The organism is Stackebrandtia nassauensis DSM 44728 (assembly GCF_000024545.1).
Classification (GTDB): Bacteria; Actinomycetota; Actinomycetes; order Mycobacteriales; family Micromonosporaceae; genus Stackebrandtia; species Stackebrandtia nassauensis.
In genome coordinates, this window is sequence record NC_013947.1 from 1,547,157 (window position 1) to 1,569,566 (window position 22,410).

At 69.0% G+C, this 22,410-nt stretch carries 26 protein-coding genes; 13 read left to right on the plus strand and 13 right to left on the minus strand.

Annotation, left to right across the window (positions count from 1 at the left end; translation table 11 throughout):
* Positions 1–264 precede the first annotated feature (264 nt).
* Positions 265–1,014: a TetR/AcrR family transcriptional regulator gene (locus tag SNAS_RS07190; RefSeq protein ID WP_013016735.1), complete on the minus strand. Its 750-nt coding sequence runs from the start codon at positions 1,012–1,014 to the stop codon at positions 265–267.
* An 84-nt stretch (positions 1,015–1,098) separates the two neighbouring features.
* Here SNAS_RS07190 and SNAS_RS07195 point away from each other — a divergent pair, with 84 nt between their 5' ends.
* The 5 genes from SNAS_RS07195 (at position 1,099) to speD (ending at position 5,692) form a co-directional block, all read left to right on the plus strand.
* A complete protein-coding gene (locus SNAS_RS07195) occupies positions 1,099–2,304 on the plus strand; it encodes a DUF418 domain-containing protein (RefSeq protein ID WP_013016736.1) in 1,206 nt (401 codons plus the stop codon).
* 74 nt (positions 2,305–2,378) lie between these two features.
* Entirely contained in the window at positions 2,379–3,587 is a 1,209-nt protein-coding gene (locus tag SNAS_RS07200; protein WP_013016737.1) for a bis-aminopropyl spermidine synthase family protein, read from the plus strand.
* A 10-nt stretch (positions 3,588–3,597) separates the two neighbouring features.
* Positions 3,598–4,056 (plus strand): GNAT family N-acetyltransferase, encoded by a 459-nt coding sequence (locus SNAS_RS07205; protein WP_013016738.1) that lies wholly within the window; start codon positions 3,598–3,600, stop codon positions 4,054–4,056.
* Entirely contained in the window at positions 4,056–5,078 is a 1,023-nt protein-coding gene (locus tag SNAS_RS07210; RefSeq protein ID WP_013016739.1) for an HAD-IIIC family phosphatase, read from the plus strand. Before SNAS_RS07205 ends, SNAS_RS07210 begins: the two co-directional genes overlap by 1 nt.
* A complete protein-coding gene (gene speD, locus SNAS_RS32500) occupies positions 5,051–5,692 on the plus strand; it encodes an adenosylmethionine decarboxylase (protein ID WP_013016740.1) in 642 nt (213 codons plus the stop codon). Before SNAS_RS07210 ends, speD begins: the two co-directional genes overlap by 28 nt.
* On the opposite strand, the gene SNAS_RS32505 is transcribed toward speD, so the two are convergent.
* On the minus strand, positions 5,693–6,163 hold the full coding sequence (locus tag SNAS_RS32505; RefSeq protein WP_052304940.1) for a L,D-transpeptidase family protein: 471 nt from the start codon (positions 6,161–6,163) through the stop codon (positions 5,693–5,695).
* Positions 6,164–6,215: 52 nt separating this feature from the next.
* On the opposite strand from SNAS_RS32505, the gene SNAS_RS07225 reads away from it, so the two are divergent.
* Entirely contained in the window at positions 6,216–6,869 is a 654-nt protein-coding gene (locus SNAS_RS07225) for a TetR/AcrR family transcriptional regulator (RefSeq protein WP_013016742.1), read from the plus strand.
* A gap of 28 nt (positions 6,870–6,897) precedes the next feature.
* Here the strand turns inward: SNAS_RS07225 and SNAS_RS07230 are convergent, their stop codons facing one another.
* Positions 6,898–7,749: a TetR/AcrR family transcriptional regulator gene (locus SNAS_RS07230; RefSeq protein WP_013016743.1), complete on the minus strand. Its 852-nt coding sequence runs from the start codon at positions 7,747–7,749 to the stop codon at positions 6,898–6,900.
* Positions 7,750–7,864: 115 nt separating this feature from the next.
* On the opposite strand from SNAS_RS07230, the gene SNAS_RS07235 reads away from it, so the two are divergent.
* A complete protein-coding gene (locus SNAS_RS07235; protein WP_013016744.1) occupies positions 7,865–8,476 on the plus strand; it encodes a GNAT family N-acetyltransferase in 612 nt (203 codons plus the stop codon).
* 63 nt (positions 8,477–8,539) lie between these two features.
* Here the strand turns inward: SNAS_RS07235 and SNAS_RS07240 are convergent, their stop codons facing one another.
* The 3 genes from SNAS_RS07240 to SNAS_RS07250 form a co-directional block, all read right to left on the minus strand.
* Positions 8,540–8,830 (minus strand): DUF4190 domain-containing protein, encoded by a 291-nt coding sequence (locus tag SNAS_RS07240; protein ID WP_169313859.1) that lies wholly within the window; start codon positions 8,828–8,830, stop codon positions 8,540–8,542.
* Between the two features lie 94 nt (positions 8,831–8,924).
* The gene (locus tag SNAS_RS07245) at positions 8,925–9,155 is read right to left on the minus strand and encodes a DUF397 domain-containing protein (protein ID WP_013016746.1); all 231 of its coding nucleotides are present in this window, start codon (positions 9,153–9,155) and stop codon (positions 8,925–8,927) included.
* Positions 9,152–10,015, minus strand: coding sequence for a helix-turn-helix domain-containing protein (locus tag SNAS_RS07250; protein WP_013016747.1), 864 nt, complete (start codon positions 10,013–10,015; stop codon positions 9,152–9,154). The genes SNAS_RS07245 and SNAS_RS07250 overlap by 4 nt, the downstream gene beginning before the upstream one ends.
* Before the next feature lie 236 nt (positions 10,016–10,251).
* On the opposite strand from SNAS_RS07250, the gene SNAS_RS37505 reads away from it, so the two are divergent.
* Positions 10,252–10,794 carry a response regulator transcription factor gene (locus tag SNAS_RS37505; RefSeq protein WP_052304943.1) on the plus strand — a complete coding sequence of 181 codons (543 nt, stop codon included), beginning with the start codon at positions 10,252–10,254 and terminating at the stop codon, positions 10,792–10,794.
* A 55-nt stretch (positions 10,795–10,849) separates the two neighbouring features.
* Here SNAS_RS37505 and SNAS_RS32515 read toward each other — a convergent pair whose 3' ends face one another.
* On the minus strand, positions 10,850–11,992 hold the full coding sequence (locus SNAS_RS32515) for a hypothetical protein (RefSeq protein ID WP_013016749.1): 1,143 nt from the start codon (positions 11,990–11,992) through the stop codon (positions 10,850–10,852).
* A complete protein-coding gene (locus SNAS_RS07265; protein ID WP_041624618.1) occupies positions 11,989–12,321 on the minus strand; it encodes a PadR family transcriptional regulator in 333 nt (110 codons plus the stop codon). Before SNAS_RS07265 ends, SNAS_RS32515 begins: the two co-directional genes overlap by 4 nt.
* 102 nt (positions 12,322–12,423) lie before the next feature.
* Between SNAS_RS07265 and SNAS_RS07270 the strand changes: the two genes are divergently transcribed.
* Genes SNAS_RS07270 through SNAS_RS07285 form a run of 4 tightly spaced genes read left to right on the plus strand, consistent with a single transcriptional unit; the run spans position 12,424 to position 16,378 of the window.
* Entirely contained in the window at positions 12,424–12,753 is a 330-nt protein-coding gene (locus SNAS_RS07270; protein WP_013016751.1) for a PadR family transcriptional regulator, read from the plus strand.
* Positions 12,750–14,849 carry a hypothetical protein gene (locus SNAS_RS07275; RefSeq protein ID WP_013016752.1) on the plus strand — a complete coding sequence of 700 codons (2,100 nt, stop codon included), beginning with the start codon at positions 12,750–12,752 and terminating at the stop codon, positions 14,847–14,849. Before SNAS_RS07270 ends, SNAS_RS07275 begins: the two co-directional genes overlap by 4 nt.
* A gap of 57 nt (positions 14,850–14,906) precedes the next feature.
* The gene (locus SNAS_RS07280) at positions 14,907–15,419 is read left to right on the plus strand and encodes an adenine phosphoribosyltransferase (RefSeq protein WP_013016753.1); all 513 of its coding nucleotides are present in this window, start codon (positions 14,907–14,909) and stop codon (positions 15,417–15,419) included.
* Between the two features lie 2 nt (positions 15,420–15,421).
* Positions 15,422–16,378 (plus strand): P1 family peptidase, encoded by a 957-nt coding sequence (locus tag SNAS_RS07285; protein ID WP_013016754.1) that lies wholly within the window; start codon positions 15,422–15,424, stop codon positions 16,376–16,378.
* Here SNAS_RS07285 and SNAS_RS07290 read toward each other — a convergent pair.
* From SNAS_RS07290 to SNAS_RS07305, 4 genes are all read right to left on the minus strand, one after another.
* Entirely contained in the window at positions 16,375–16,875 is a 501-nt protein-coding gene (locus SNAS_RS07290) for a hypothetical protein (RefSeq protein ID WP_013016755.1), read from the minus strand. The genes SNAS_RS07285 and SNAS_RS07290 overlap by 4 nt on opposite strands.
* Before the next feature lie 94 nt (positions 16,876–16,969).
* Complete coding sequence (locus SNAS_RS07295) at positions 16,970–17,671, minus strand: 4'-phosphopantetheinyl transferase family protein (protein ID WP_013016756.1); 702 nt, start codon at positions 17,669–17,671, stop codon at positions 16,970–16,972.
* 23 nt (positions 17,672–17,694) lie between these two features.
* Positions 17,695–18,600, minus strand: a complete 906-nt coding sequence (locus SNAS_RS07300) for a glycosyltransferase family 2 protein (protein ID WP_013016757.1) — start codon at positions 18,598–18,600, stop codon at positions 17,695–17,697.
* Positions 18,593–19,669 (minus strand): sulfotransferase family protein, encoded by a 1,077-nt coding sequence (locus SNAS_RS07305; RefSeq protein ID WP_013016758.1) that lies wholly within the window; start codon positions 19,667–19,669, stop codon positions 18,593–18,595. The genes SNAS_RS07300 and SNAS_RS07305 overlap by 8 nt, the downstream gene beginning before the upstream one ends.
* A gap of 167 nt (positions 19,670–19,836) precedes the next feature.
* On the opposite strand from SNAS_RS07305, the gene SNAS_RS07310 reads away from it, so the two are divergent.
* Entirely contained in the window at positions 19,837–20,592 is a 756-nt protein-coding gene (locus tag SNAS_RS07310) for a WecB/TagA/CpsF family glycosyltransferase (protein WP_013016759.1), read from the plus strand.
* Positions 20,593–20,622: 30 nt separating this feature from the next.
* Here the strand turns inward: SNAS_RS07310 and SNAS_RS07315 are convergent, their stop codons facing one another.
* Positions 20,623–22,407, minus strand: coding sequence for a hypothetical protein (locus SNAS_RS07315; RefSeq protein ID WP_013016760.1), 1,785 nt, complete (start codon positions 22,405–22,407; stop codon positions 20,623–20,625).
* Positions 22,408–22,410: the final 3 nt, after the last annotated feature.

Here is a 22,410-nt window from a genome sequence, read left to right on the forward strand (position 1 = left end):
TTTGAGTTCAGGCTGAGAGTTCTGTCCAGAAAAGTCACCTCTGGTGCGGTCACGGCCGCCATTCCCGCCAGTGACAAAGTGTTTCGAATCGCGATGGATTCAACGGCGGACAGTAGGAAACCAACGATCGATCGCCGCTGGTTTGTCCGCCGGACACTGTCTCGCTCATACGGTCCCGGTTTCGGCTGCGGCCACCATGACTCGCCGTTGCAGGAGTGGTTCTCGTCCGCCACGCATTGTGACCTAGTACATGGAGTGAAAGGATCACTTGGCTTGGGACGCGATGAAGAGTTCGATGCCGTCCAGGAGGCGTTGCAGGCCGAACTCGGAGTTGACCGTGGTGAACAGGGTCGGGTCGACGGCCATGACGTTGGCGATGTTGGGGAAGCGCTCGAACAGGGGACGGGAGCCCACGAATTCGTCGCGGGCTTCTTTGGTGCCGGGCGCGGGTTGGCGGGCGGCGGCGTGGGCTTCGCGGGCGGTGCCGCGGACGTAGACGTCGACCGCGTTGACCACGGCCATCTTGTCCGCGGCGCTCAGTGTGGTGGGTGCCAGGACCTGTAGGGCCGATTCCATCCAGTTCATCATGTTGGGGCCGGGGACGATGGGGGCGGTGGTCGCTAGTTCGATGATCCAGGGGTGTTGTCGGTAGTCCTCCCAGTCCTCGCGAGCCCAGGCCTCGAACTGTTGGCGCCAGTCCCCGGGCAGTTCGTGGGGGAGGGTCGACCAGCCGACGGCGGTGTCGAGCATGGCGGCCAACAGGGCCGGTTTGCCGGGGACGTAGGTGTAGAGGGAGCCGACGGCTACGTCCAGTTGGTCTGCGACGCGTTGCATGGAGATGCCCGCCAGGCCGTCGGTGTCGGCGATGTCGATGGCGGTTCGCACGATCTGGTCGAGCTCGAGTTTGGGTTTGGGGCCGCGTTTGGAGGGCGGGCGGTCCGGGGAGTCCCACAGCAGTCGCAGGATCCGGGTGGTCGCCGCGTGCGGGTCGGCGGGCTCGTCATGATCGTTCATTTGCCGACAGCATATATCTCCGAGTAGCATTCGGGATTAAATTACTGAACCACGTTCAGAGATAATCCCCGAAAGGCTCGACCCATGACCACCCAAGCCACCCCCGTCACGCTCAGAGGGCCGACGGCGCTGTCGGAACGTGCCTTCGCTCCCGATTTCGCGCGCGGGATGTTGTTGCTGTTCATCGTTTTGTCCAATACCGGACTGCACCTGTACGGGGCCGGACTCGTCTCCGACTCCACCGTGGACTCCGTGACCCGGTTCCTGATGCCGGTGTTCGTGGACGTCCGCTCGTATCCGCTGTTCGCGTTCCTGTTCGGGTACGGCATCACGCAGCTGGCCACCCGGCAGCGTGGGGCCGGGGTTGAGGAGTCCCGGGTGCGGCGGTTGCTGCGGCGGCGGGGGTGGTGGCTGTTCGGGTTCGGGTTCGTGCACGCGGCGCTGTTGCTGGGGTCGGAGGTGCTGGCCGCTTACGGGCTGATCGGGCTGGTCCTGGTGGGGCTGTTCCTGAAGCGGAGCGATCGCACGTTGCTGGTGTGGGCGGGGATCGGCGGGTTCATCCTCGCGGTTCTGTTCGCGTCGTCGGCGGTGGCGCTGGTGACGACCGAGCCGCCGAGCGGTTCGTCGGGTGGGGCGGACGCGCCCGAGAGCATGTTCGGGGTCGACAACGGCAGCTGGCTGGTCGCGGGCGCCGGACGGTTGATCAGCTGGCTGTTCCTGTTGGGCGTCAACGGTTTCGGTGTCGTGATGCCGACCGCGATCCTGTTGGGGATGCTGGCGGCCCGGCGCCGGGTGCTGGAGGAACCGGGACGGCACCTGCGGTTGTTGTACGCGATGGCGATCGGCGGGATCGGTTTCGGGCTGTGCGGTTCGCTGCCGGTCGCGTTGTCCGGTTACACCGCCAGCGATATCCATCAGTCCGGTTACGGGCTGCTGCTGTTCGGTCTGCAGTGGAGCTCCGGCCTGGCCGGGGGCCTGGGATACGTGGGCCTGTTCGGGTTGCTGGCGCACTGGCTGTCGTCGCGGGCCGCTCGCGGCGGGCCGGTCCTGGCGATCACCGCGCTGGGGAAGCGTTCGCTGTCGGGCTATCTGACGCACTCGGTGCTGATGGCGCCGCTGCTGGCCGCGTGGGGTTTCGGCCTGGGCGGTGAGCTGTCGCGGGCCGGTATGGCGGCGTTCGGCATCGGGCTGTGGCTGGTCACCGTCGTGGCGGCCTACCTCTTCGAGAGGGCCGGGCGACGCGGCCCGGCCGAGGTGCTGTTGCGCGGGCTCGTGTACGGCAGGCGTTAGGACGAACACGCGGGGAAGCGCGCGCCACACGCGGTAGGCCTACCGCGTGTGGCGCGTCGCGCTCGTATACCGTCGTGACCTGTGCCGACAGTGCGGCATCCACACCAGACAGGAGCCGGGTCATCGACCGTCGTGACGTCAACGAGATCGCCACCCAGGTGGCGCGCGCCGTCGACCTCGCTGAAGGGGCCTGGGGTGTGGTGGACGTGCTGCGGGCGATCGCCAGGCACGAGCCGGTGGCCGTGCGGGAGCTGAGCCGTCATGTGGAACTGCCGGTCCCGATCGTGGCCGCCATCGGCAACGAGTTGCGCAAACGCGGCATCGTCGACACGCAGCGGCCGGTGCGGCTGACCGAGGTGGGGCGCATGGTGATGGGGACGGAGACCTGGCTGGACTCCGGCGACTGCCCCACCTGTGCCGGACGCGGGATCACGGTGCCCGCCGAACTGGACGAGCTCGCCGACGAGCTCTCGGGGGTGGCCGAGCGGATGCCGGGCGCCCGGATGGAACTCGACCAGGCCCACTGCACTGTGGACACAAAGTTGCGTCGGGTGATGCTGCTGTCGAAGCTGGGTGTGCTGGCCAAACCCATGATCTTCATCGGCGACGACGACCTGACCAGCCTCGCCGTGGCCATGGTCGCGAAGTCCGTCGGACTGCCGATCGGCCCGATGACCGTCGTCGACGTCGACGAGGCGCTGCTGGACTACATCGCCGCCCAGGCCCGCGAACTGGGCACCGACCTGACCGCCGTCCATCACGACGCGACCCGGCCGCTGCCCGAGGCGCTGCGCGAGGGTTTCGCGGTGGCGCTGACCGACCCGCCCTACACGCTGGCGGGCGCCGAACTGTTCCTGTCGCGCGCGGTGTCCGCTTTGGAGCCCCGTCCGGGACAGCACCTGCTGTTCTCCTTCGGCGGCAGGCGCCCCGCCGAGACCGTCGCGGTGCAGGCGCTGATCGCCGGGATGGGCCTGGCGGTGCGCAGCCTCGTCCCCAACTTCAACGAGTACCTCGGCGCCGGGATCCTCGGCGGCACCAGCCACCTCTATCACCTTCGGACGGTCGACGGTGCCGCCCCCAGCATCGACGGCGACTTCGACGGTCCGCTGTACACCGCCGACAACCGCACCGAGTCGGTTCGCGGTTTCCGTTGCGCCGCTTGTAAAACCGTCCAGCCTGTCGGACCCGGACAGCGCTTCGCCCGCATCGCCGAGCTCAAGGCCGCCGGCTGCCCCGAATGCGGTGCCACCACGTTTCGCCCGCTGCCGTTGACGCCACGATGAAAGGATGGTCATGTCCCAGGTGATCCGCGAAGCGGAGGAATCCGACCTGCCGGGCATAGTCGGGTTCGAGATCGACATCGCACGCATCTCCTTCGGAGACGAGGCGATCACCGACCCGGCCGTGCACGAGAAACGGGTCCGCTCCTCGCTGGGCAAGGCCGGGGAGATCACGCTGGTGGCCGGGCAACCGGGAACCGAGCCGCTGGGTTGGGCCTGGCTGTCGCGGCGCACCAACTCGCTGACCGGCGCCCGCTACGGCAACTTCCGCTCGCTGGCGGTGGCCGAGCATCCCGAGCGCGCCGAGACCGGCGAACGGCTTTTGGACGAGGTGATCGCCCGCTGCCGGGCCGACGGCATCGACGAGCTGGTCGGCAAGGTCCACGCCGACAACCTCGCCATGCGGGCGCTGTACCGCAAGTTCGACTTCGAGGCCGTCCACCTGACCATGCGGAAGCGGCTCGCGCCGTGATGATCAAATGCGTGGTGTGGGACCTCGACCGGACCCTTGTGGACGGAGTGTTCCTGGAGTCCGACGACCTGCGGCCCCGGGACGGCGTCCTGGCCGTGCTGCGCACCCTGCACGGGCGCGGCATCGTCAACTCGATCGCCAGCCGCAACCCGCCCGGTTCGGCCAGCACCGTCCTGGACGGACTCGGACTCGGCGTGTCCTTCGTGTACCCGCAGTTCGGCTGGGGGGTCAAGTCCGACTCGATCCGCCGCATCGCCGACAAGCTGCGCATCGGGCTGGACACCTTCGCGTTCGTCGACGACGACCCCTACGAGCGCACCGAGGTCGCCGCCGCGCTGCCCGAGGTGCTGGTGCTGTCGCCCGACGACATCGCGGGTGCCCTCGACTGGCCCGAGTTCAGCCCCGCCACCGTCACCCCCGAGGCCCGGCGGCGCGCCGAGAGTTACCAGGAGGCCCAGGAACGCGAACGGGTCTCGCGCGAGTTCACCGGCAGCAAGGAGGCGTTCCAGCGCTACTGCCGCACCGAGATCACGATCCGTCCGGCGACGACCGCCGACGTTCCCCGGCTCGCCGAACTGTCGCGGCGCACCAGCCGCTTCAACTCGCGCACCACTGCGCTGTCGGAGACCGAGTTCGCCGATCGCCTCAACTCCTCCGAGCACACCGTGGTGTGCGTGAACCTGCGCGACCGCTTCGGCGACGACGGCATCATCGGCGGCGTGGTGGTGGCGCGCGGCTCGGCCTGGGAGGCTGAACTGGTGATGATGTCCTGCCGGGCCATGGGACGCGGCGTCATCGAGGCCGTGCTGTCGTGGCTGGGCGGCGCGACCCGGGCCGCGGATGCCCGGTTCGTGTGGGTTCCGTTGCGGGTGAACGAACGCAACCTGCCGCTGCGGCTGGCCCTCATCGCGGCCGGTTACCGGGCCGAGGCCACCCGCGAGGGCGACGCGATCTTCACGCACGAGGTGTCCGAAGCGGACGGAGAGCTGGCCGCATGGGTGAAAGTAGACACGGGAACATGATCGCCGAGGAGATCCGCTCGCTGCTCGTCGAGGTCACCGGCCGCGATGAGTTGCGCGACATACCGTTCGACGTGCCGCTGCTGCACGAGCCGGTGGCGCTGGACTCGATCAGCGGCGTCCGGTTGCTGCGGGCCGTCCACGACCGGTACGGCGTCGACGTCGCCGCCGAGGACCTGAACCTGGACTCGCTGGCCAGTGTGGACGCGCTGGCGGCGTTCATCGCCGAGCGCACCGACCAGGTCGACGGCGAGTTCGCCCGGCTGCGCAAGCTGGAGGCGTACACCCCCAAGAAGCTGTACCTTGTGGACGCGACCTACGGCGACAGTCCGGTGCTGGGCGACGCCGCCGCCCTGGAGTCGGTGGCCCGCTCGGCGGTGGAGGCCGCCGGGGGCCACGTCCTCAAAGACAGCCACGTCGTGTTTCCCAACGGCGCCATCACCTTGGTGCTGATCCTGGCCGAGTCGCACCTGAGCCTGCACACCTGGCCGGAGGAGAACCTGGTCGCGATCGACCTGTTCAGCTGTGGCGCCATCGAGGGCCGCATCGTCATCGACCGGCTCACCGAGTCCTTCGGGCTGGGTGAGGTTCCGGTGCGGGAGATCGACCGGGGCTGATCAGCTCGCCTTGTCCCGCAGCCGCTTGTGGGTCTCGGCCACCAGGCTGGGGACGACGCCGTTGTGGGTGGGTTGCAGCTTCTGCCACTTGACCGCCATCTCGGGGCGCTTGAACTTGACGATCGTGGCCAGTTGCGCCTGCCCGTCGGTGATCCGATAGACGAGGTTGCCGTGAAAGCGGTGGCCGTCGGACTCCAGCCGGATCCAGTCGGGGCCCTGACCGTCGATCCGCCAGCCGCAGATGGTGCCGGAGGACTTCCACCACCGCAGCTTCATCCGCAGCATGAAGCGCCACATCAGCCAGGCCTTGAATCCGGCGATCTCGTTGAAGCAGACGCGGGCCCATTCCTCGGGCGTCCAGTCGGACGCGTCGGCGGCCTCGTGGGTGTAGGTGTCGGTGTAGTCGGGGTCGGGGATGGAGCTGATGGCCCGGATCGATTCCGGGGCTTCGGGAAGAGTGGTGGTCTCCATATCGGCGAAACTAACATACATACGTGTCTGTATGTTAGTTATGATGGCGAGGATGACACCACCAACCGACGACACCCGACCGACCCAGGCCGAACGCCGCGCCCGCACCCGCGACGCACTGCTGGAGGCGGCGGCGCGCGGCCTGTCCGAGTACGGCTACGGCAGCCTGTCGCTGGCGAAGGTCGCCGCCGAGGCGGGTTACACCCGGGGCGCCCTGTACCACCAGTTCGCCAACAAGGAGGAACTGGCGCTGGCCGTGGTCGCCTGGGTCGACCAGACCTGGACGGCCGAAGTGGAGGAACCCGCGAAGCGGCTGTCCGCCCCGGCCGAGATCCTGCTGGCCATCGCGCGGGGACACGCGATCTACTGCCGCCGCAACGTGGCCCGGGTCATGATGACGCTGCGCATCGAGTTCGCGGGCCGCGAGCACCCGGTGGGGCGCGCGATCATGGACCTGGCGGGGGAGTTCCTGGACAACTGTGCCCAGTGGATCGTCGAGGGCCGCGCCGACGGCTCGATCCCGCCAGGCCCGCCGCCGCAGGCGACGGCCACGGCGTACCTGGGCGCGCTGGAGGGCCTGATGGTACTGCTGGCGGGCCAGGAGCCCCACGACGTCGAACTGGCCGAACGCATGGCGCGCGGCGTCCTGGGCCTACCGCCGCTGGCTTCTGACACCGCTGGCTTAGGACGTCATCAGGCCAGTTAAGCCTGGACTCAGCCCCTGGCGTCTACGGTCAAAGTAGGGGAGGAGGATGGTGGACCCCGCGAGGCTCCAGCCAGATCGCGACGCCGTCCAGCACCCGCTCCAGACCGAACGCGAACCACTCATCCAGGTCGATGCCCTGGCCGATGTCGTCGGCGGCCAGGGCCGTCAGCCACGGGTACCGGCCCGAGTCGATGGCCGCCGCCATCCGCCGCTGCTGCTGTTGCCACCATGCCCGCTGGCCCATCCCGGTGTCGCGCACCGACTCCGCCTCGGTGATCAACAGCTGCGCGGCACCCTGCACGAACCCGTCGACCACCAGGTACACGGCCATGGCGGTGCGGTGGTCGACGTCCAGCGCGTACAGCGCCGCCATCGAACGGTCGATGGCCGCCAGCAGCTCGCCCTCCAGCGGCGGCCGGGCCGTGGCCAGCATCGGCAGCATCCACGGGTACCGCCGGTACATCTCCCACTCCTGCCGCGCCTCATGGCGCAGCCGCGATCGCCAGTCCGGCGGCGGTGCCGCGGGCGGCTGGTACTGGCCCAGCACCCGCGTCATCATCATCGACACGAGCGCGTCCTTACTGGACACCAGCCGGTACAGTGTCACGATCGCGATGTCCAGCCGGGCTGCCAGCCGCCGCATCGACACCGCCGACAGCCCCTCCGCGTCGGCCAGCGCGATCGCCGCCGACACCGCCGCCTCCCGGTCCACCCGGCCGCTGACCACTCGGCCGGTGCCGCCCGGCGCACGCGCGACGGTCCGAGCGGTGCCGTCCCGTCGGGCCCGGTAGGCCCGCGCCTGGCACGACCGGCCGCAGTAGCGGCGCGGCCGTCCCCGCACTCCGCGCTCCACCGGACGATCGCAGTGCGCGCAACGCATCGCTCCTCCTTTTCGTCACGGCCAATCGTGTGACGAAATTCCTGTCAGCCTGGCTGTCACCACGTCAACATTCGCTATGACACCCAAAGATACGGACCGAAGGGGAGAAACGGCGATGCGAACGGAACAGCGTTATGGAACCAAAGCCGAGAAGAAGCGGATCATCGCGGCGCAACGGGAGGCGTTCGCCGACGAGGCGGTGGTGCGCTGGGTGACCTCCGATCCCGCGCGACGGGAGAAGCTCGACGCCACCTACGTCGAGTACATGGTCACCGATGCCCTCAAACACGACGAGGTGCTGCTGGCCGTGACCGACGAGGGCCGCATCGTCGGCGTGTCGATCTGGCAGACCTTCGACTCGGCCAAGCGTCCGGCCGAACTGGCCGCCGAGGTCGCCGCGTTGAGCGCCAGCGTCCCCGGCCTGGACCGGGTGGCCACCGTGACCAGGCTGATCGCCGAGCACCACCCCGACAAGCCGCACCTCTACCTCTCCTCGATGGGCGTCGTCCCCGACCATCGGGGCAAGGGCGTCGGTTCGGCGCTGCTGCGGCACCGGCTGGCCGCCGCCGACGCCGCTGGTCAGGCGGCGTACCTGGAGGCCAGCACGCCCAGCAGCCGCGACCTGTACGCCCGGCACGGTTTCGTCCAGCGCGAGCCGGACATCGCGCTGCCCGACGACGGCCCCCGGCTGCACCCGATGTGGCGCGAGCCGGGCACCGGCGACTGAGCCGTCCACACGGCCGTGGCCGCCGTCCGGTATTCCGGACGGCGGCCACGCCGCGCGCGTCGGTCAGTTGTAGTTCTTGCCCCACTCGCCCTCGGAGATCGCGGCGAAGATGCCGCCCGCGATGCCCAGGACCAGCAACAGGATGAACGCGATGATCGAGATCCATCCCAGGATGATCGAGGCCTTGGCGAGACCCTCACCGCTGTTGTTGCGTTCCCGGATCTGTCCACGAGCGACATAGCCCATGATCAGCCCAAGAATCCCCAGTGGACTGCACAATCCCACCATGGCGACCGAGAACGATGCCACCGCGAGCCCGTTCATTTCCCGGGCAGGGGTGGGCGTCGTGCTCATTGGGTCGGTGCGTGGTTCTGTCATATCTCCCCCCGAAACTATTCCGTGGGGAAATTTAACTACACCGGACGGTGCGAAGTGGTGCTTTTCGCGGTCAGGCTGTGGTACGGACGGTGGTCAGAAACCCGGTCCAGTCCTCGCGGTCCACTGTGAGGACCGGGAAACCAACGGTGGCGGCGAGTTTGGAATCCCGAATCGCTACCACTGTGGATATGCTCGCGGCTTCGACACAATTGCCGTTACCGCTTGAGGAGCTGCGGATACTTTTGCGCCACGCCGCCTGGTCGAGCGTGAGGAGGCGGCGCGCGATGTTGTGGCTGGTCATGGCGACAGTTCCTTAAGCAATGCGTTGATGCGCTTGACCGTTCTGGTCGAATCGAGCGCGTCTTTAGTCCACAGCGCATCATATGTCCTAGTAAAGCCATCGATGTCCGGGGATTCGAGATAAAGAGTGCCCGCCATGGTCTCGGTACACGCTACGTCGGGATATGGCTCCGGCAGTTCGAAGATGGTGAATCCGCCCCAGGCTCCCGCGGCCGTGTGTCCCCAGGCTTCGAGTGGAATGATCCGCAATTCGATCAGGCTCGCGTTGAGCTGGTCGCGCAGTTTCTGCAATTGGGCCGCCATGATGGCGTGCTCGCCGACCCGCTGGTGCAGGGCCGATTCGTGGACCAGGAAGCGCACCCGGGGCGCCTTGTTGCCGGTGAGGATCCGGCTGCGGATCAGCCGGGCTTCGATGAGCCGTTTGCTGTCGAGCTCTTCCTGTTGCGGGCCATGGGTTATCAGCGCGCTGGCGTAGTCCGCCGTCTGCAGTAGACCGGGGACGGCGTTGATGTCGAGCACGTGGATGGTGTGGGCCCGGTTCTCCAGCCAGACGTAGTCGGCGAAGTTGTTGTTGAGATGCGGTTTGTAGCCGTCCCACCAGCCCCGCTGGGCCACCTCTTCGGACAGTTGCACCAGTTCGGCGCGCTGGTTGATGTCGGAGACCGCGTACAGGTCGAGTAGTTGCAGTACATCCGAAGTCGGAATGGGATAGACGCCGCTCTCGAACCGTCCAAAGGTGCCGGGGTGTCGTTGCAGGAACTCGGCGGCGTCGGTGGTCTTGACCTTCTTGGCTTCCCGCAGTTCGCGGAGCCTGGCGCCCAGCCACTGGGCTCTCAGCGTGGGTCCGTTCTTCTGCGCCATGGCGTTGGTTCCTTCCGGAGGATCCAATCTCACGCTTCCGTGTGAATGGATAAATTCTTCTCGCCTGCGTTGAATTTATCCTACTCTACGTGTTGACGTTGTGTGAGATACGTGCCATAGTTCAGTAACGCCACATCAAGCACAACGCTTCAGAGGGGAGCTAGGTGATGGCTAATAGGGAAACTTCCTCACCAATCGCACAGGAGTGTCCGTCCGCTACGGACGAAGACCCGTGGATGTGGGTGGCGACCGCCGCCTACCGGGTCGCGAGGGCTTCGAGCTACGGGCCGTGCCCGGACGCGGACCTCCGCCAGCTTCAGGTCGCGGTGCGAGCCGCCCGCGGCGTGGGTGATCCCGCGCCACGGCAGAACACCGGCCACCTGGTGCCCGGGCTGACCGGCACGGTCACCCAGAAGAACGGGGCGGTCATACCGGTGGCACGGGGGTACGGCCACACCATGACCGACCAGCCCGCACGGGGTTACGGACGCACGCTCACCACCCAGCCGGGGGCGGAACCACGCGGGATCGGGCCGCGTACCTCGGCCTACTACCGGGGCGACCAGCTGCCGAGCATCAACGGGAAGCAGCTGACGGTGCGGGAGTACCAGATCCTCAACTGCGCGGCCCAGGGGAAGTCCAACGAGCACATCGGCCGCGAGCTGTTCGTCAGCGAACACACGATCAAGACTCACCTGCGTCGACTCTTCGACAAGATCGGCGCCGCCAACCGCGCTCACGCGGTGGCCATCGCCTTCCGGCAGGGAGCCCTGTCCTAAGCGGAGTGACGGGGCCGCCCACACCTGGCAGGTCGCGCGGACGGCCCCGCTTCGCTCAGCCGATCGCGGCGTCCTGCCGCGCGGGGCCGACCCGCGGGTCGGCGCGTCGTCCCGGCAGCATCGCGACCAGGACCGCCGCCAGCACCAGTACCGCCGTGATCAGACACAGTGGCCGAAACGGCAGGTTCATGAGCGGGTACCACGGTGGCTGGACGATGTCGGTCGGTGCCGCCTGGAGGCTCAGCCCCGAGGCCGCGACGGCGATCAGGAGTATCCCGAAGCCGAACGGCATCGACGTGAACAACAGACCCATCGCCAGGGTGCGTCGTCTCGGCGTGACCACCGTCCACTGCCAGGCGATCCGGACGCCGAACAGCCAACCGGCGAGCAGACCCAGCCCGGCACCGACGACCAGTCCCGCCGACTGACCGGCCGGGACGGTGTGGACGACCGTCACCTCGATCCACGGGCCGACGTCCGGCCAGTCATCGGCTCCGTCGACGGTCACCACCTGGCCGTCGCGAACCGCCGTCACCGTACCGAAATCCGTGTCGCCGTCGGTGCGGTCCTCGTACGTGACCCGCCAGCCCGCCGCCTCAAGGTTGGCGGTGACCCGCGCGGTCATCGCCGCCCACTCCTCCCCGGACAGCGACTTCTCGTAGCTGGCGACCTGGTGGGCGCGTCGGTACGAGTCGCCGCCGAACACCGCCAGCTCCGTCCACTGTCCAAAGTCGCTCTTGGTCAGCGTCGCGTACTCCATGCCGTGGGCGAACGGCGCGTCGTCGCCGTGGACCTCGTCGGGTTTCCGGCCGTCGAAGGCCTCGGCGGCGACGGCGGTCGCCTCGGCGGCGCTGGGCGGATCGGGTGCCCCGACCCAGCCCAGCCGGGCGCCGATCCAGGAACCGGCAACGGCGGCCATGAGCGCGAGGAAGACGGCCAGGACCACACCGGCCTTGCCACCGCGCACCCGCAACCGGCACGCGAGTCCACTGCGGAGGATGTCGCGACGCTGCCGCCGAGAGGGACGGTCCTGGTCTTCGCCGCAGGCGTCCAGCAGCGTGCCCAGCAGTTCCTCGCCCCGGTGGCGGCGGTACCAGTACGGATAGGCCCGCAGCAGCCGCCGGAACCGGCGCTCCAGTTCGGATGGTGTCTCGGTCTCGGTCTCGGTTTCCGTTGTCGCGTCGGGATTCTCGGTCATGACGCCACCTGTGGTCGGGCCGTTCCGGGTCGGCGCAGCCGGGCCTCGGCGGCCTCGGCGTCGGCGCGCATCCTGGCGATCTCGGTCCGCAGCGCCGCGCCACCGGTGTCGCTGAGCTGGTAGTAGCGGCGCAGGCGGCCCCGCACCACCTCTTCGCGGTCGGCGTGGATGAGCCCCTCGTCGGTGAGGCGATCGAGGGCGGCGTACAGGGTGCCCGCCTGTAGGCTCACCCGTCCGTTGGACAAAGTAGACACCTCTTGGATGATGTCGTACCCGTACCGCGGCTGGTCGGCCAGCGCGGTGAGGATGTGGAAGGTCGGCTCACGCATCCGGCAAGTATAGATCATCTTTATATAGTGGCAAATCGTCTATACATTCCCTGTTCAAGACCTATGTAGCAAAACTAAGAAGACCTATGTAGGATTCCGGGTATGAGTCAGAAAGTGAAGGTGACCGCCGCGGTGGCAACGGTGCTGGGTTCCCTTATGGAATCCCCGGACGCCGACCACTATGGCCTCGAACTGATGAAGTCCACCGGACTGCCGTCCGGCACGCTCTACCCGATCCTGGTGCGGCTGCAACGCGCCGAGTGGCTGGAGGCGTGCTGGGAGGACGTCGACGCCAGCCAGGCCGGTCGCCCGGCCCGCAAGTACTACCGGCTCACACCCGACGGAACCGTCGCGGCCCGCCGGGAACTGACCGCCATGTACCAACGGCTGTCACGACTGCCGGGCATAGCGCAGGAGGGGAGCCCGGCATGAGTGTCATCGATGTGGTCTCGCAACGGTTCCTGAAGATCGCCGCCGCGCGGTGGCCCGCCGACATCCGCGACGACCAGGCACGCGAGTGGGCGGGAGAGCTGTACGCCATTCGCCACGACGACGAACGCGGTCGGCTGCACCGCCGGTGGGCGCAGCTGCGGTACGCGCTCAGCCTCGCGGCATCGCCGCCGGTGGAAGACCCCAACAGAATCCCCAAAGGATGGAGTGAACTCTTGCCGAACCTCGGAAGCACGATACGACGAGTGCTCATGCTCGTCGCCGTCGGAGCCGTGTGCGGACTGGCCTCGACTCTGACAAGCGTCATGACCAGCGAGACGGGTGTCCCCGAACTGCGCGGTGTCGCCGTCGTCGTCTTCGCACTGGTCCTGTGCGAGATCGGACGCCACTTCGGACGGATCGCCCCGACCTCGTTGCGGCACGACGGTCGTGGCAACGCGATCGTCACGGCGGCCACGGTACTGCTGGTGGTGGGCACCATGGTGCTGCTGGTCGGCGACAAGGTGGGGCCGTCCTGGAGTCTTTACGAGGCGCTGCCGTACCTGGTGTGGGTGCTGGGTTTCGGGACGCTGGCGGCCCTCGTCTTCCGGCTCGCCAAGCGCGGGCGGGGCACGGCGGCGTGGCTGCTGGGGCTCGGCGGCGCGGCCGTCCTGTTCGAAGGACTCACCGTGCTGATCGGCATGTCCTACGCCTTCATCGGAGCCACCACGGACGACGCCAGCTCGATATTCGGCTACAACATCACCCCCGACTTCGGGAACCTGGGGCAGCTCGACTTCTCGCAGGCCCTGCTGTGGTTCCCGCACACCCTGCGAGGTGACCTGTACACGGGGGCCGGTCAGGCCGGGGTCGTCGACGCCTCGCTGCCCGGCGCGGTGCTGGGCGCCACGACGCTCATCATGCCGGGACTGCTCGCCGCCAGCGGTTTCGCCGTCGGCTACCTGATCAGCTCGGGACGCTTCGCCACCGCGGTCGCGGGCCGTGCGACCGCGCCCGCCAAGGCGGCCGCCGAGTCCACCCCGGAAACGGCCGAACCCGTCGCCGCCGTCGCGTTTCGCCGCTACCTCGGGCTCGCGTTCGTGGTCGTCGGCATTCTCACCTGGGCCTTCGTCCTCAGTGCACTGCCGCCCGTGTTGTCGGACGACACGATGGTGGACCTGCGCGAGGCTGGTCACTGGGCGATCGTGCTGGCGGCACTCGGTCTGGCACTGGCCCGGTCGAACCGTCCCTGGATGGTGGTGCCGAGCCTGGGATTCGGAGCCAGCCTCGCCGTTGTCGGCGTGGTCGTCGACCGGATCGAGTTCACCGGTGTCGGTGCCTTCCTGATCGCCGCGGGGATCGCGGGAGCCCTGGCCGTCGCGGCCTGGCTGCTCCCGGCACCGCGCGGCTCGCGCGGGTTCTCGTCCACCCGTGAGCGGCGCGCGTTGATCGCGGTGACCGTGTTCGCCGCCTACAGCGCGCCCGCCGTCCTGACCCAGGCCCGGATACCCGGGGGCTACGACACGGGTTCGAGTCGGTCCGCGACCTGGCTGCCGTCGGTGTGGTGGGTGTTGAGCCTGAGTCTCATCGCCCTGGCCGTCGGCGCGGTGTGGGCGGCGCGCCGCCCCCGGCTCTCGGTGGCCCACGCGTCGGCGCTGTTCGCACCGCCGATCGTCATCATGGCCGTGATCGACTGGCTGGCGCAGTCCGGCACGGTCCTGGCCGTCAACCTGCCCGTCAGCGCGCTGGCCCTGGGCCCGCTGTCGGTGTACCTGGTCGCGGTGATCCAGTGGGGCCGCCGGGACGGCGGCCTCAGCGAGGCCGCGAAATGGAGCGGCAGGGTCGCCGCCACCGCGGTGCTGGCGGTGCCGTTGTACTTCCCGCAGGCGTTCGTCGGCATCATGATCGGTGACCCGCTGATCCGGCTCAGCGTCCCCGAAACGGAACATGTCTCCGGTATCCCGTTCGTCCCCGGCATACTGCTGGGAGCCACGGTGCTGGCCACGTTCTTCGGCTGGTGGACAAGCCGCGAACCCCGGCCGCGCCTCGCGCCGGAGCCGCACGAGGGCCCCGTCACCGGCGAGGTCGCCCCGGCATAGGCCGACTAAGGTGGTGCCGCAGTGACCACTGCGGCACCACCACGCCGAGGAGCACCGATGGACCTGAACGACTACGTGACCGCGGTCGAAGACTTCCCCATAACCGGAGTGTCCTTCAAGGACATCACGCCGATGCTGGCCGCGCCGGCGGCGTTCGACCACTCCGTCGAGCTGTTGTGCCAGACGGCCCGGACCCTGGGCGGGGACAAGATCGCCGCCTTCGACGCCCGCGGCTTCCTGTGGGCCGCGCCGATGGCGGTGCGACTGCGGCTGCCGCTGGTGCCCATCCGCAAGAAGGGCAAACTGCCGCGCGCCACCTCGTCCACGTCCTATAAGGGCGAATACGGCACCGAGACCGTCGAGATGCACACCGACGCGATCGCGTCCGGCGAACGGATCCTGTTGGTGGACGACGTCATCGCCACCGGCGAGTCGATGCGCGCCGGAGCCAAACTCGTCGAAGAGCTCGGCGGCACCGTCACCGCCTGCCTGGCCGTCATCGAACTGACCTACCTGGGCGCGCAGGACCTGCTGAAGGACCTGCGGGTCGACTCGCTGCTGCGGTACTGAACATGCCACGGGCACGCGACCTCGGGCTCGCGCCGGGCGACGGGGACACCGGGGAACACAACGCCATCACCGACGTTCCGGGAATCCGGGTCGGGCACACCACCATCCGCCGACCACCCGACGTCCACACCGGAGTGACGGCGATCGACGCGGGGGCGACCCCGCTGCGGCCGTTGCCCGCCGGTTTCTTCAGCGGCAACGGGTACGGCAAGTTCATCGGGTCCACACAGGTCGCCGAGCTCGGTGTCGTCGAATCGCCGATCGTGCTGACCTCGACACTGTCGGCGTTTCGGGCCGCCGACGCGCTGGTCGACTGGATGCTCGCCCGCCCCGACTGCGCCGGGGTCCGGTCCTTCAACCCGGTCGTGGGCGAATGCAACGACGGGTACCTGTCGGACATCCGCGCCCGCCCGGTCCAGCGGGAGGACGTGCTGTCCGCGATCGCGACCGCCGCGACCGGGCCGGTGCCCGAAGGCTGCGTGGGCGCCGGAACCGGCATGGCCGCGCTGGGTTTCAAAGCCGGGATCGGCACCTCCTCGCGGCTGGTGGACCTCGGTGGCACCCGGGTCAGCGTCGGCGCGCTGGTGTTGGCGAACTTCGGTGGCCGACTGCGGATCGGCGGCCGGGTCATCGACGCGCCCCGCGCCGAGGCGGACGGCTCCTGTGTCGTCGTGATCGGTTGCGACGCGAGGCTCGACGCCCGGCAGCTGAACCGGCTGGCCCGACGCGGCGTCTACGCGCTGGGACGCGTCGGCGCGTCCTACAGCAACGGCAGCGGGGACTACGGACTGGCACTGTCCACAAGCATCGAGGGCGAGACGGTGGACGACGCGCGGCTGAGCCCGCTGTTCGAGTCCACACTCGATTGCGTGGAGGAGGCGGTGCTCAACTCGCTGTTCACCGCCACCTCCACCGTCGGCGTCGACGGCCATGTGGCGCAGGCCGTCACGCTCGACTAGCGGCAGCCGCCGCAGTTGTAGTACAGGACATCCCAGTGGTTGCCCTCTTTGTAGTAGATGTTGCCGCTACCGGACTTCCACTTGCTGCCACCAATGTAGGTGAACCGCTGGATGTAGTTGTTCAGGCAGGTCGACAGGGCGAAGTCGACCTTGTAACCGTTCCAGTGGCTGTAGGTGCCGGACGCGTGTCCGGTCTCGGTGCCGCCGGTGAGGCGGATCGCGCAACCGCTGGCACTCTTGAGCGTGATGACACCCGCGACGGTCTCCGAGCGGATCTGCTCGAAGGACGTGCAGGTGGGGTTGTTGCGGTCGGAGCAGTTGCCGCTGGAACTCCAGGTGATCCCGGCGTCGCGGAACTTCGCGGTCGCCTGGGAGTGCGAGAGTTTGGCGCGCGGCTCGACTTCGTTGGCCGAAGCCACGGACGGGATCGCCACCACGATCGCCGTGGCCAGGCCGATGCCGAGGATCGCTTTGGCGGCGATCCTGAGGATCTTCATGGGCTGAAACCTTTCTGCGGGCAGAACAGACGCATCCCATGGTCATCGTGTCGTCAATAGTTGGTCCATAGAGCACGGCGCCATGCTGCCACGGTCACGACACCGCGGCGAGCAGGACGCGTCCGTCTACATGGGTCATCGTTGGCGGGTCCGTGGTCTCGACGGCGATCGCGGCCGAGTGCTCGGCGTCGACGCTCAGATCGGCCAGGCGCAGCCGCAACGTGGGACGGCCGTCGAAGCGCAGCAACGCGGCGGGGGAGTGCGGGGCGCTGACCTCGATCGCGGTCATGGGGACGCGCAGTCCGTCGCCGGTGGCCTTGAGGACGGCTTCCTTACGGGTCCAGTACCGAAAGAAACCCGCGACCCGTTCGGTTTTGGGCAGCGCCGAGAACCCGGCCTGTTCGGTCTCGGTCAGCACGGCCTCGGCGAGGTCGACCGACTGTGGCTTGTGCTGCTCGATGTCGACGCCGAGGGGAGCGGCACGGGTCACGGCGACCACCACGTGCTCACCCGAATGCGAGACCGACACGTGCGCGCTGTCGTCGGCCAGCCGGGGGCGTCCGTGCGGCTGTCCACAGTCGGCGCAGTCGCGCAGCAGCGGGACATCGCCGGGCGGCAGCGACAACAGTTCACCCAGTGCGAGACGGCTCAGCGCGCAGCCCACGACGAACCGCGCGGTGTCGATCGCGCGCCGGTACGCGGTGGCGCGCGCCAGCTCGGCGCCGGTGAACATCCGCCGATGTTCCGGCCGGGCGTCACCCGGCCGGGCCCAGTAGACCGAGCACTCGATTGGCATCGGGCCACCATATGCGGCCCAGGCTAGATGCCGCGGCCCCGGGCGTGCAGCATGCTCAGCACCGTCGGAACCTTGACCAGGCCCAGCGCCGCCGCCGCGCCGATGACGGCGCGCGGTTCGCTCCACTGGGCGCGGGTGGCACGGCCCGCCCAGTGCAGGGCCGCCGCACGGTCGCCCACGGCGGCGTGCCAGCACGACAGCTGGCCGTAGACGCGGGCGGCCCCGGCCGGGATGCCGTGCAGTTCCGGGTGGCGTTGCAGCATCCACCGCAACGAGGAGATCTTGGTGTCGTAACGGGTCTCGAAGTGCGAGTCTCCCCAGTGGATCTTGGCGTAGGGGCTGTCGACGTGGACGATCGGTCCGCGCCTGGCCGCCCGCAGCAACAGGTCCCAGTCCTCGTTCTGGCTGCCGGGCGCGTCCTCGGCGACCATGCCCAGGCCGCCCAGCAGCGCCGAGCGTCGCAACAGGAACGTGGACGAGTGCAGCATCATCATGCGCGACCGCAGCAGATCGGCCTGGTACACCTTGGCCGCCCCTGCCAGCCGGGCCGTGGTCCGGCCCCGGTAGGCGACGTTGATCGCGCAGGTCGCCATCTCGGTGGCCGGTTCCATCGCGCCGACCTGGGCGGTGAGCTTGCCGGGCAGCCACACGTCGTCGTCGTCGCAGAAGGCCACCAGATCGGTGTCCAGCGCGGCGATGCCGGTGTTGCGCGCCCCCGCCAGACCCGGGGTGCGGCTGTTCTTCAGCACCCGCACCGGCCGGTCGCCGTCCTGTTCCAGCGTGGTGTCCGGCTTGGCGCGGTCGAACACGACGATCGCGCCAAGCCGCCCGGGATAACGTTGCGCCAGTACCGAAGTCAGGGCCGCCCGCATCAGGTCGGGCCGGTTGTGGGTCGGGATCACGACCCCTATGGACGGCCATTCAGTCATTGCCCACTCCGGTGGTGACGGCCTCGTCGGCGTTGTGGTCGGTGGTCGTGTCCGGGGTCGGTGGCGGGGTGTCCTGTCGCGGGGCGCGTTGCGCGGCCACCGTGACCTCCGCGGTCTCGGGTTTGGGAACCGCACCGGTGTAGCCGTACTTGCTCAGCAGCGGCCGGGTCAGTGTGGACACGATCCGGCGCCGCACCGGCGACAGCTGGTGGGTCCACGCGTCGTCGTAGCTCAACGGCACCCGCCCGACGGTGAACCGCATCGGGTTGCCCGCCGCCGAGTGGCTGGGCCCCAGGTCGGCGTAGTCGGGGCCGATGTAGCGCAGCTGCGATTCGTCGACCGGGATCTCGGCCCATTTCGCCAGCCGCGCCACCACGCCGCGCGGGTCGGTCATGAGCTTCTCGTACCGCACCCGCCGCACCGGGATGTCGCGCCGTTTCAGCAGACTGAACGCCGCGTTCTGGGCGTTCCACAGCAGCGCCGCCCTCGTCGTCGAGTACCGGGTCATCTGGTCGCCAGTGGACGATTCCGGACGGGTCACCGCCTTGGCCCACGAGTACGCGACTCCCCGCGCGTCGCGTACCACGTGCAGGACCCGCAGGTCGATGTCCTCGCACCAGCGCAGGCAGTACGCCAGCGAGGCGTGCTTGGACGAGTCGATGATGACCTTGGCCTTGGAGTCGGCCGCCGCGGCGGCGTAGATCCGCTGGTAGTAGGAGACGTATTCGGACACGAGCGTGTGCTGCGGCGTCTTGAGTCTGCGCGACGCGAGCGCCGGGATGTGCCGGGTCCGGTCCACTGTGTCGCGCAGCGCCGCGATCCGGTCGAGGTCGACGGCGTCCCAGCCGCCGAAGGCCGCGGTCCCCACCCGCTGCCAGAACTCGCAGGCCGAGAACGCCGAGCCGCACGCGCACGACTCGTCGTCCCGCACGTCCCGCTCCCACACGTGCGCCACTTCGCCCAGCGGCAGCGCGCCGGGCAACTGACCCAGCAGTCGCTCCAGCAGAGTCGTGCCGCTGCGGCCCAGTCCGCCGATGAACAACACCTTGGTTCGTCGCGCGTCCGTCATCTAATTAACTGCCCCCTGTTGTCGTTACCTGTTTAACCGCCTGAGGTAGGTGTTTGGAAACGCCCTGTGACCATGAGAGTTGAAAAAACTTTGTTCCCATGCGAGTTTCGGCGTTTCCGCACCGCCGCCAGGCTCGTTGTACCGGTGTGCTGAAGGGGTCACGGCGGGTGGATGTGGGCGGGATCCGGTTCGACGCGTTGACGTCCGGCGAGGTCATCGACCTCGTGGGCGAGGCGTGGCTTGCCGGACGGGGCGGACGCATCGTCACCCCCAACGTCGATATCGTCCGGCAGACGCGCCGGGTGCCCGAGGCCCGCGCCCACGTGCGCGGCGCCGACCTGGTGGTCGCGGACGGGGCGCCGCTGATCTGGGCGTCGCGTCTGAGTGGACGACCGCTGCCGGAACGGGTCGCGGGCAGCGATCTGGTGTGGAGCCTGTCGCAGGCGGCGGCTGGCCACGGCCGCCGGGTGTTCCTGCTGGGCGGCGATCCGGTCCGCGACACCGCTGGCCAGGCTGCGGCGCGACTGCGGGAGCGTTACCCGGACCTGACGGTGGCGGGCGCGTGCAGCCCGCCAATGGGTTTCGACCGCGACGAGGCCGCGATGCGGTCGCTGGTGGCCGAACTGTGCGAGGCCAAACCCGACATCGTGTTCGTGGGACTGGGTTTCCCGAAACAGGAGCGGCTCATCGCCCGGTTGGCGCCGTATCTGCCCGCGGCCTGGTTCCTGGGCTGCGGCGCCGGGATCGACTTCGTCGCGGGAGCTAAACGCCGGGCCCCGCACTGGATGCGGCGCAGCGGCCTGGAGTGGCTGCACCGGCTGGGCAGCGAGCCACGGCGACTGTTCGTCCGCTATGTACTGCACGACATCCCGGCCGCGTGCGGGCTGCTGCTGCGCAGCGGCGCGACCCGGCTGCGGCGCTGAGGCGCGACAGCCGGGTCACTGGCGACGGTTCTACAGTCGTTTGCCGAGGTTGTGCGGGGTGACGTAGTGCCCGGGATCGTATTCGGCGCGGGTGGTCTCGACGCGGGCGCCGTGAATCACCGGCGGCACCGTGGCCGACACCGGCCAGTCGCCGTTGACAGTGGGTGCGCCGGTCACGTCGCGCGGTGCGGCGACCGACCAGTGACCGTCGCGCTCGGCGGCCACTCCACGCGGCTCGGGTGTCGGCGTGGGGGTCGGGGTCGCCGACAGTGGACGCGAATTGCGCAGCGCGGCCCCGTCGCGGTTGTCGTTGCCGCCGTGCGGCAGCCGGGGTTCGCGGCTGAACTCGGCGCGGCGCACCGTGAACTCCGGTGTGGACGTCGGATTGGAGCGAAGCACCCGGCCGTCGGCGGTGTGGGGTCGCGTCGGTGTCGTTCGCACGCCGGGCCGATCGGCTCGGGTGTCACCGATCACGCGCCCGTCGGCGGTGCGGGCCGGTGACGTCAGTGCCCGGTCACCGCGAGCCCCGCCGAACACGCGTCCGTCGGCCGCCGCTGTGCGCGGTGCCAACGACCGGGCAGGGCCGGTGGTGCGCGGATCGGCCGTGATCGTGCGGGGTGGCACGGTTCGGCCGCTCAACCGGTCGGTGCGGGGCGCGCCGATTGTCCGCGCGTCGCCGGGCCGCACCACGGGCTGCTGCGGACGGCCGAAGGCGTTGAGACTCTTACCGGGGCGTTCGCCGATGACCGGCCGCACCAGGCCGGAGGTGTTGGGACGCAACACCGGCCGGGTTGGGCCGAACTTCGGCGTCGTGCGGCTGCCGTACACCGGCCGGGTGACCGACTGGTTGGGGACGAAGTGGCCGCCGGACGTGACCGGGCCGAACACCGAGCTGGAGGCCGGTGTGGACGGTGGCGGGCCGGAGATGGTGGTGACCGGCGCGGTGGTGACGGGATTGGCCGGGCCGGTCAGTTCCGGTCCGGTGCTGCCGGAACGAAAGCCGTTGTAGTCCACACTGGTCGAAACGGTCGAGGTCGTCGGCACGTCCCGGCGCAGATCCGGACCGGGGGAGCTGTGCCCACCGGACCCGATGCTCCCGCCGGAGACGGAGAAGTCGCCCTGGCCGAGCAGCCGGTCACCCGGGGTCGGAACCCTGGGCCCCTCATAAGCCTGCGGTGCCTCCAGCTTGGACGCCTGGTCGTAGTAGCCCTTGACGCTGAGCTGCATCTTGTCGCGGGCCTGCTTGTCGTACTCCATGTTGACGGCGTGGCGGACGGTCTGCGGATCCATGCCGGGGGTCACGCCCGGGACTTTCAGCAGGTCCGGGCTGGCCGGATCGGCGGCCACCAGGTCGAGGTACCGCTGCCGGTCCTCGGCCAGCGCGGCCATCTCGGTGTCGGTCTGGCGCACCTGTCCGGCCAGCTCCTTGAGCGTGCTCGGCTGCGCGGCGATGCGCAGCGCGCCCGCCTTGCTGCGTTCGCCGAGCTTGATGAGCTGGGTGATGGCGGCGCGCGCCGACTTCCCCTGGAACACCATCATCATGCCGGGCTCGACCTGACCGTCCCTGACGGCCTGGTCACCGGCGGCCATGAGTTCGTCGGTGGCCCGCAACAGGGTGGGCTGGTTGACCTTCCCGAAACCGTCGCCCAGACCCGTGATGGCGTCGTCGACCGCTTTGATCAGCGCGTCCGCGGCGTCGGCCTGCTCGTCGATGCCGTAGGCGTGGTCGCGGTCGGCTTCGGCGATCTGGCGGATCTGGTCGAAGACCAGCCCGCCGAACTCGGCCGACGCGTCGAAGTCGATGGGGTTCTTCATATC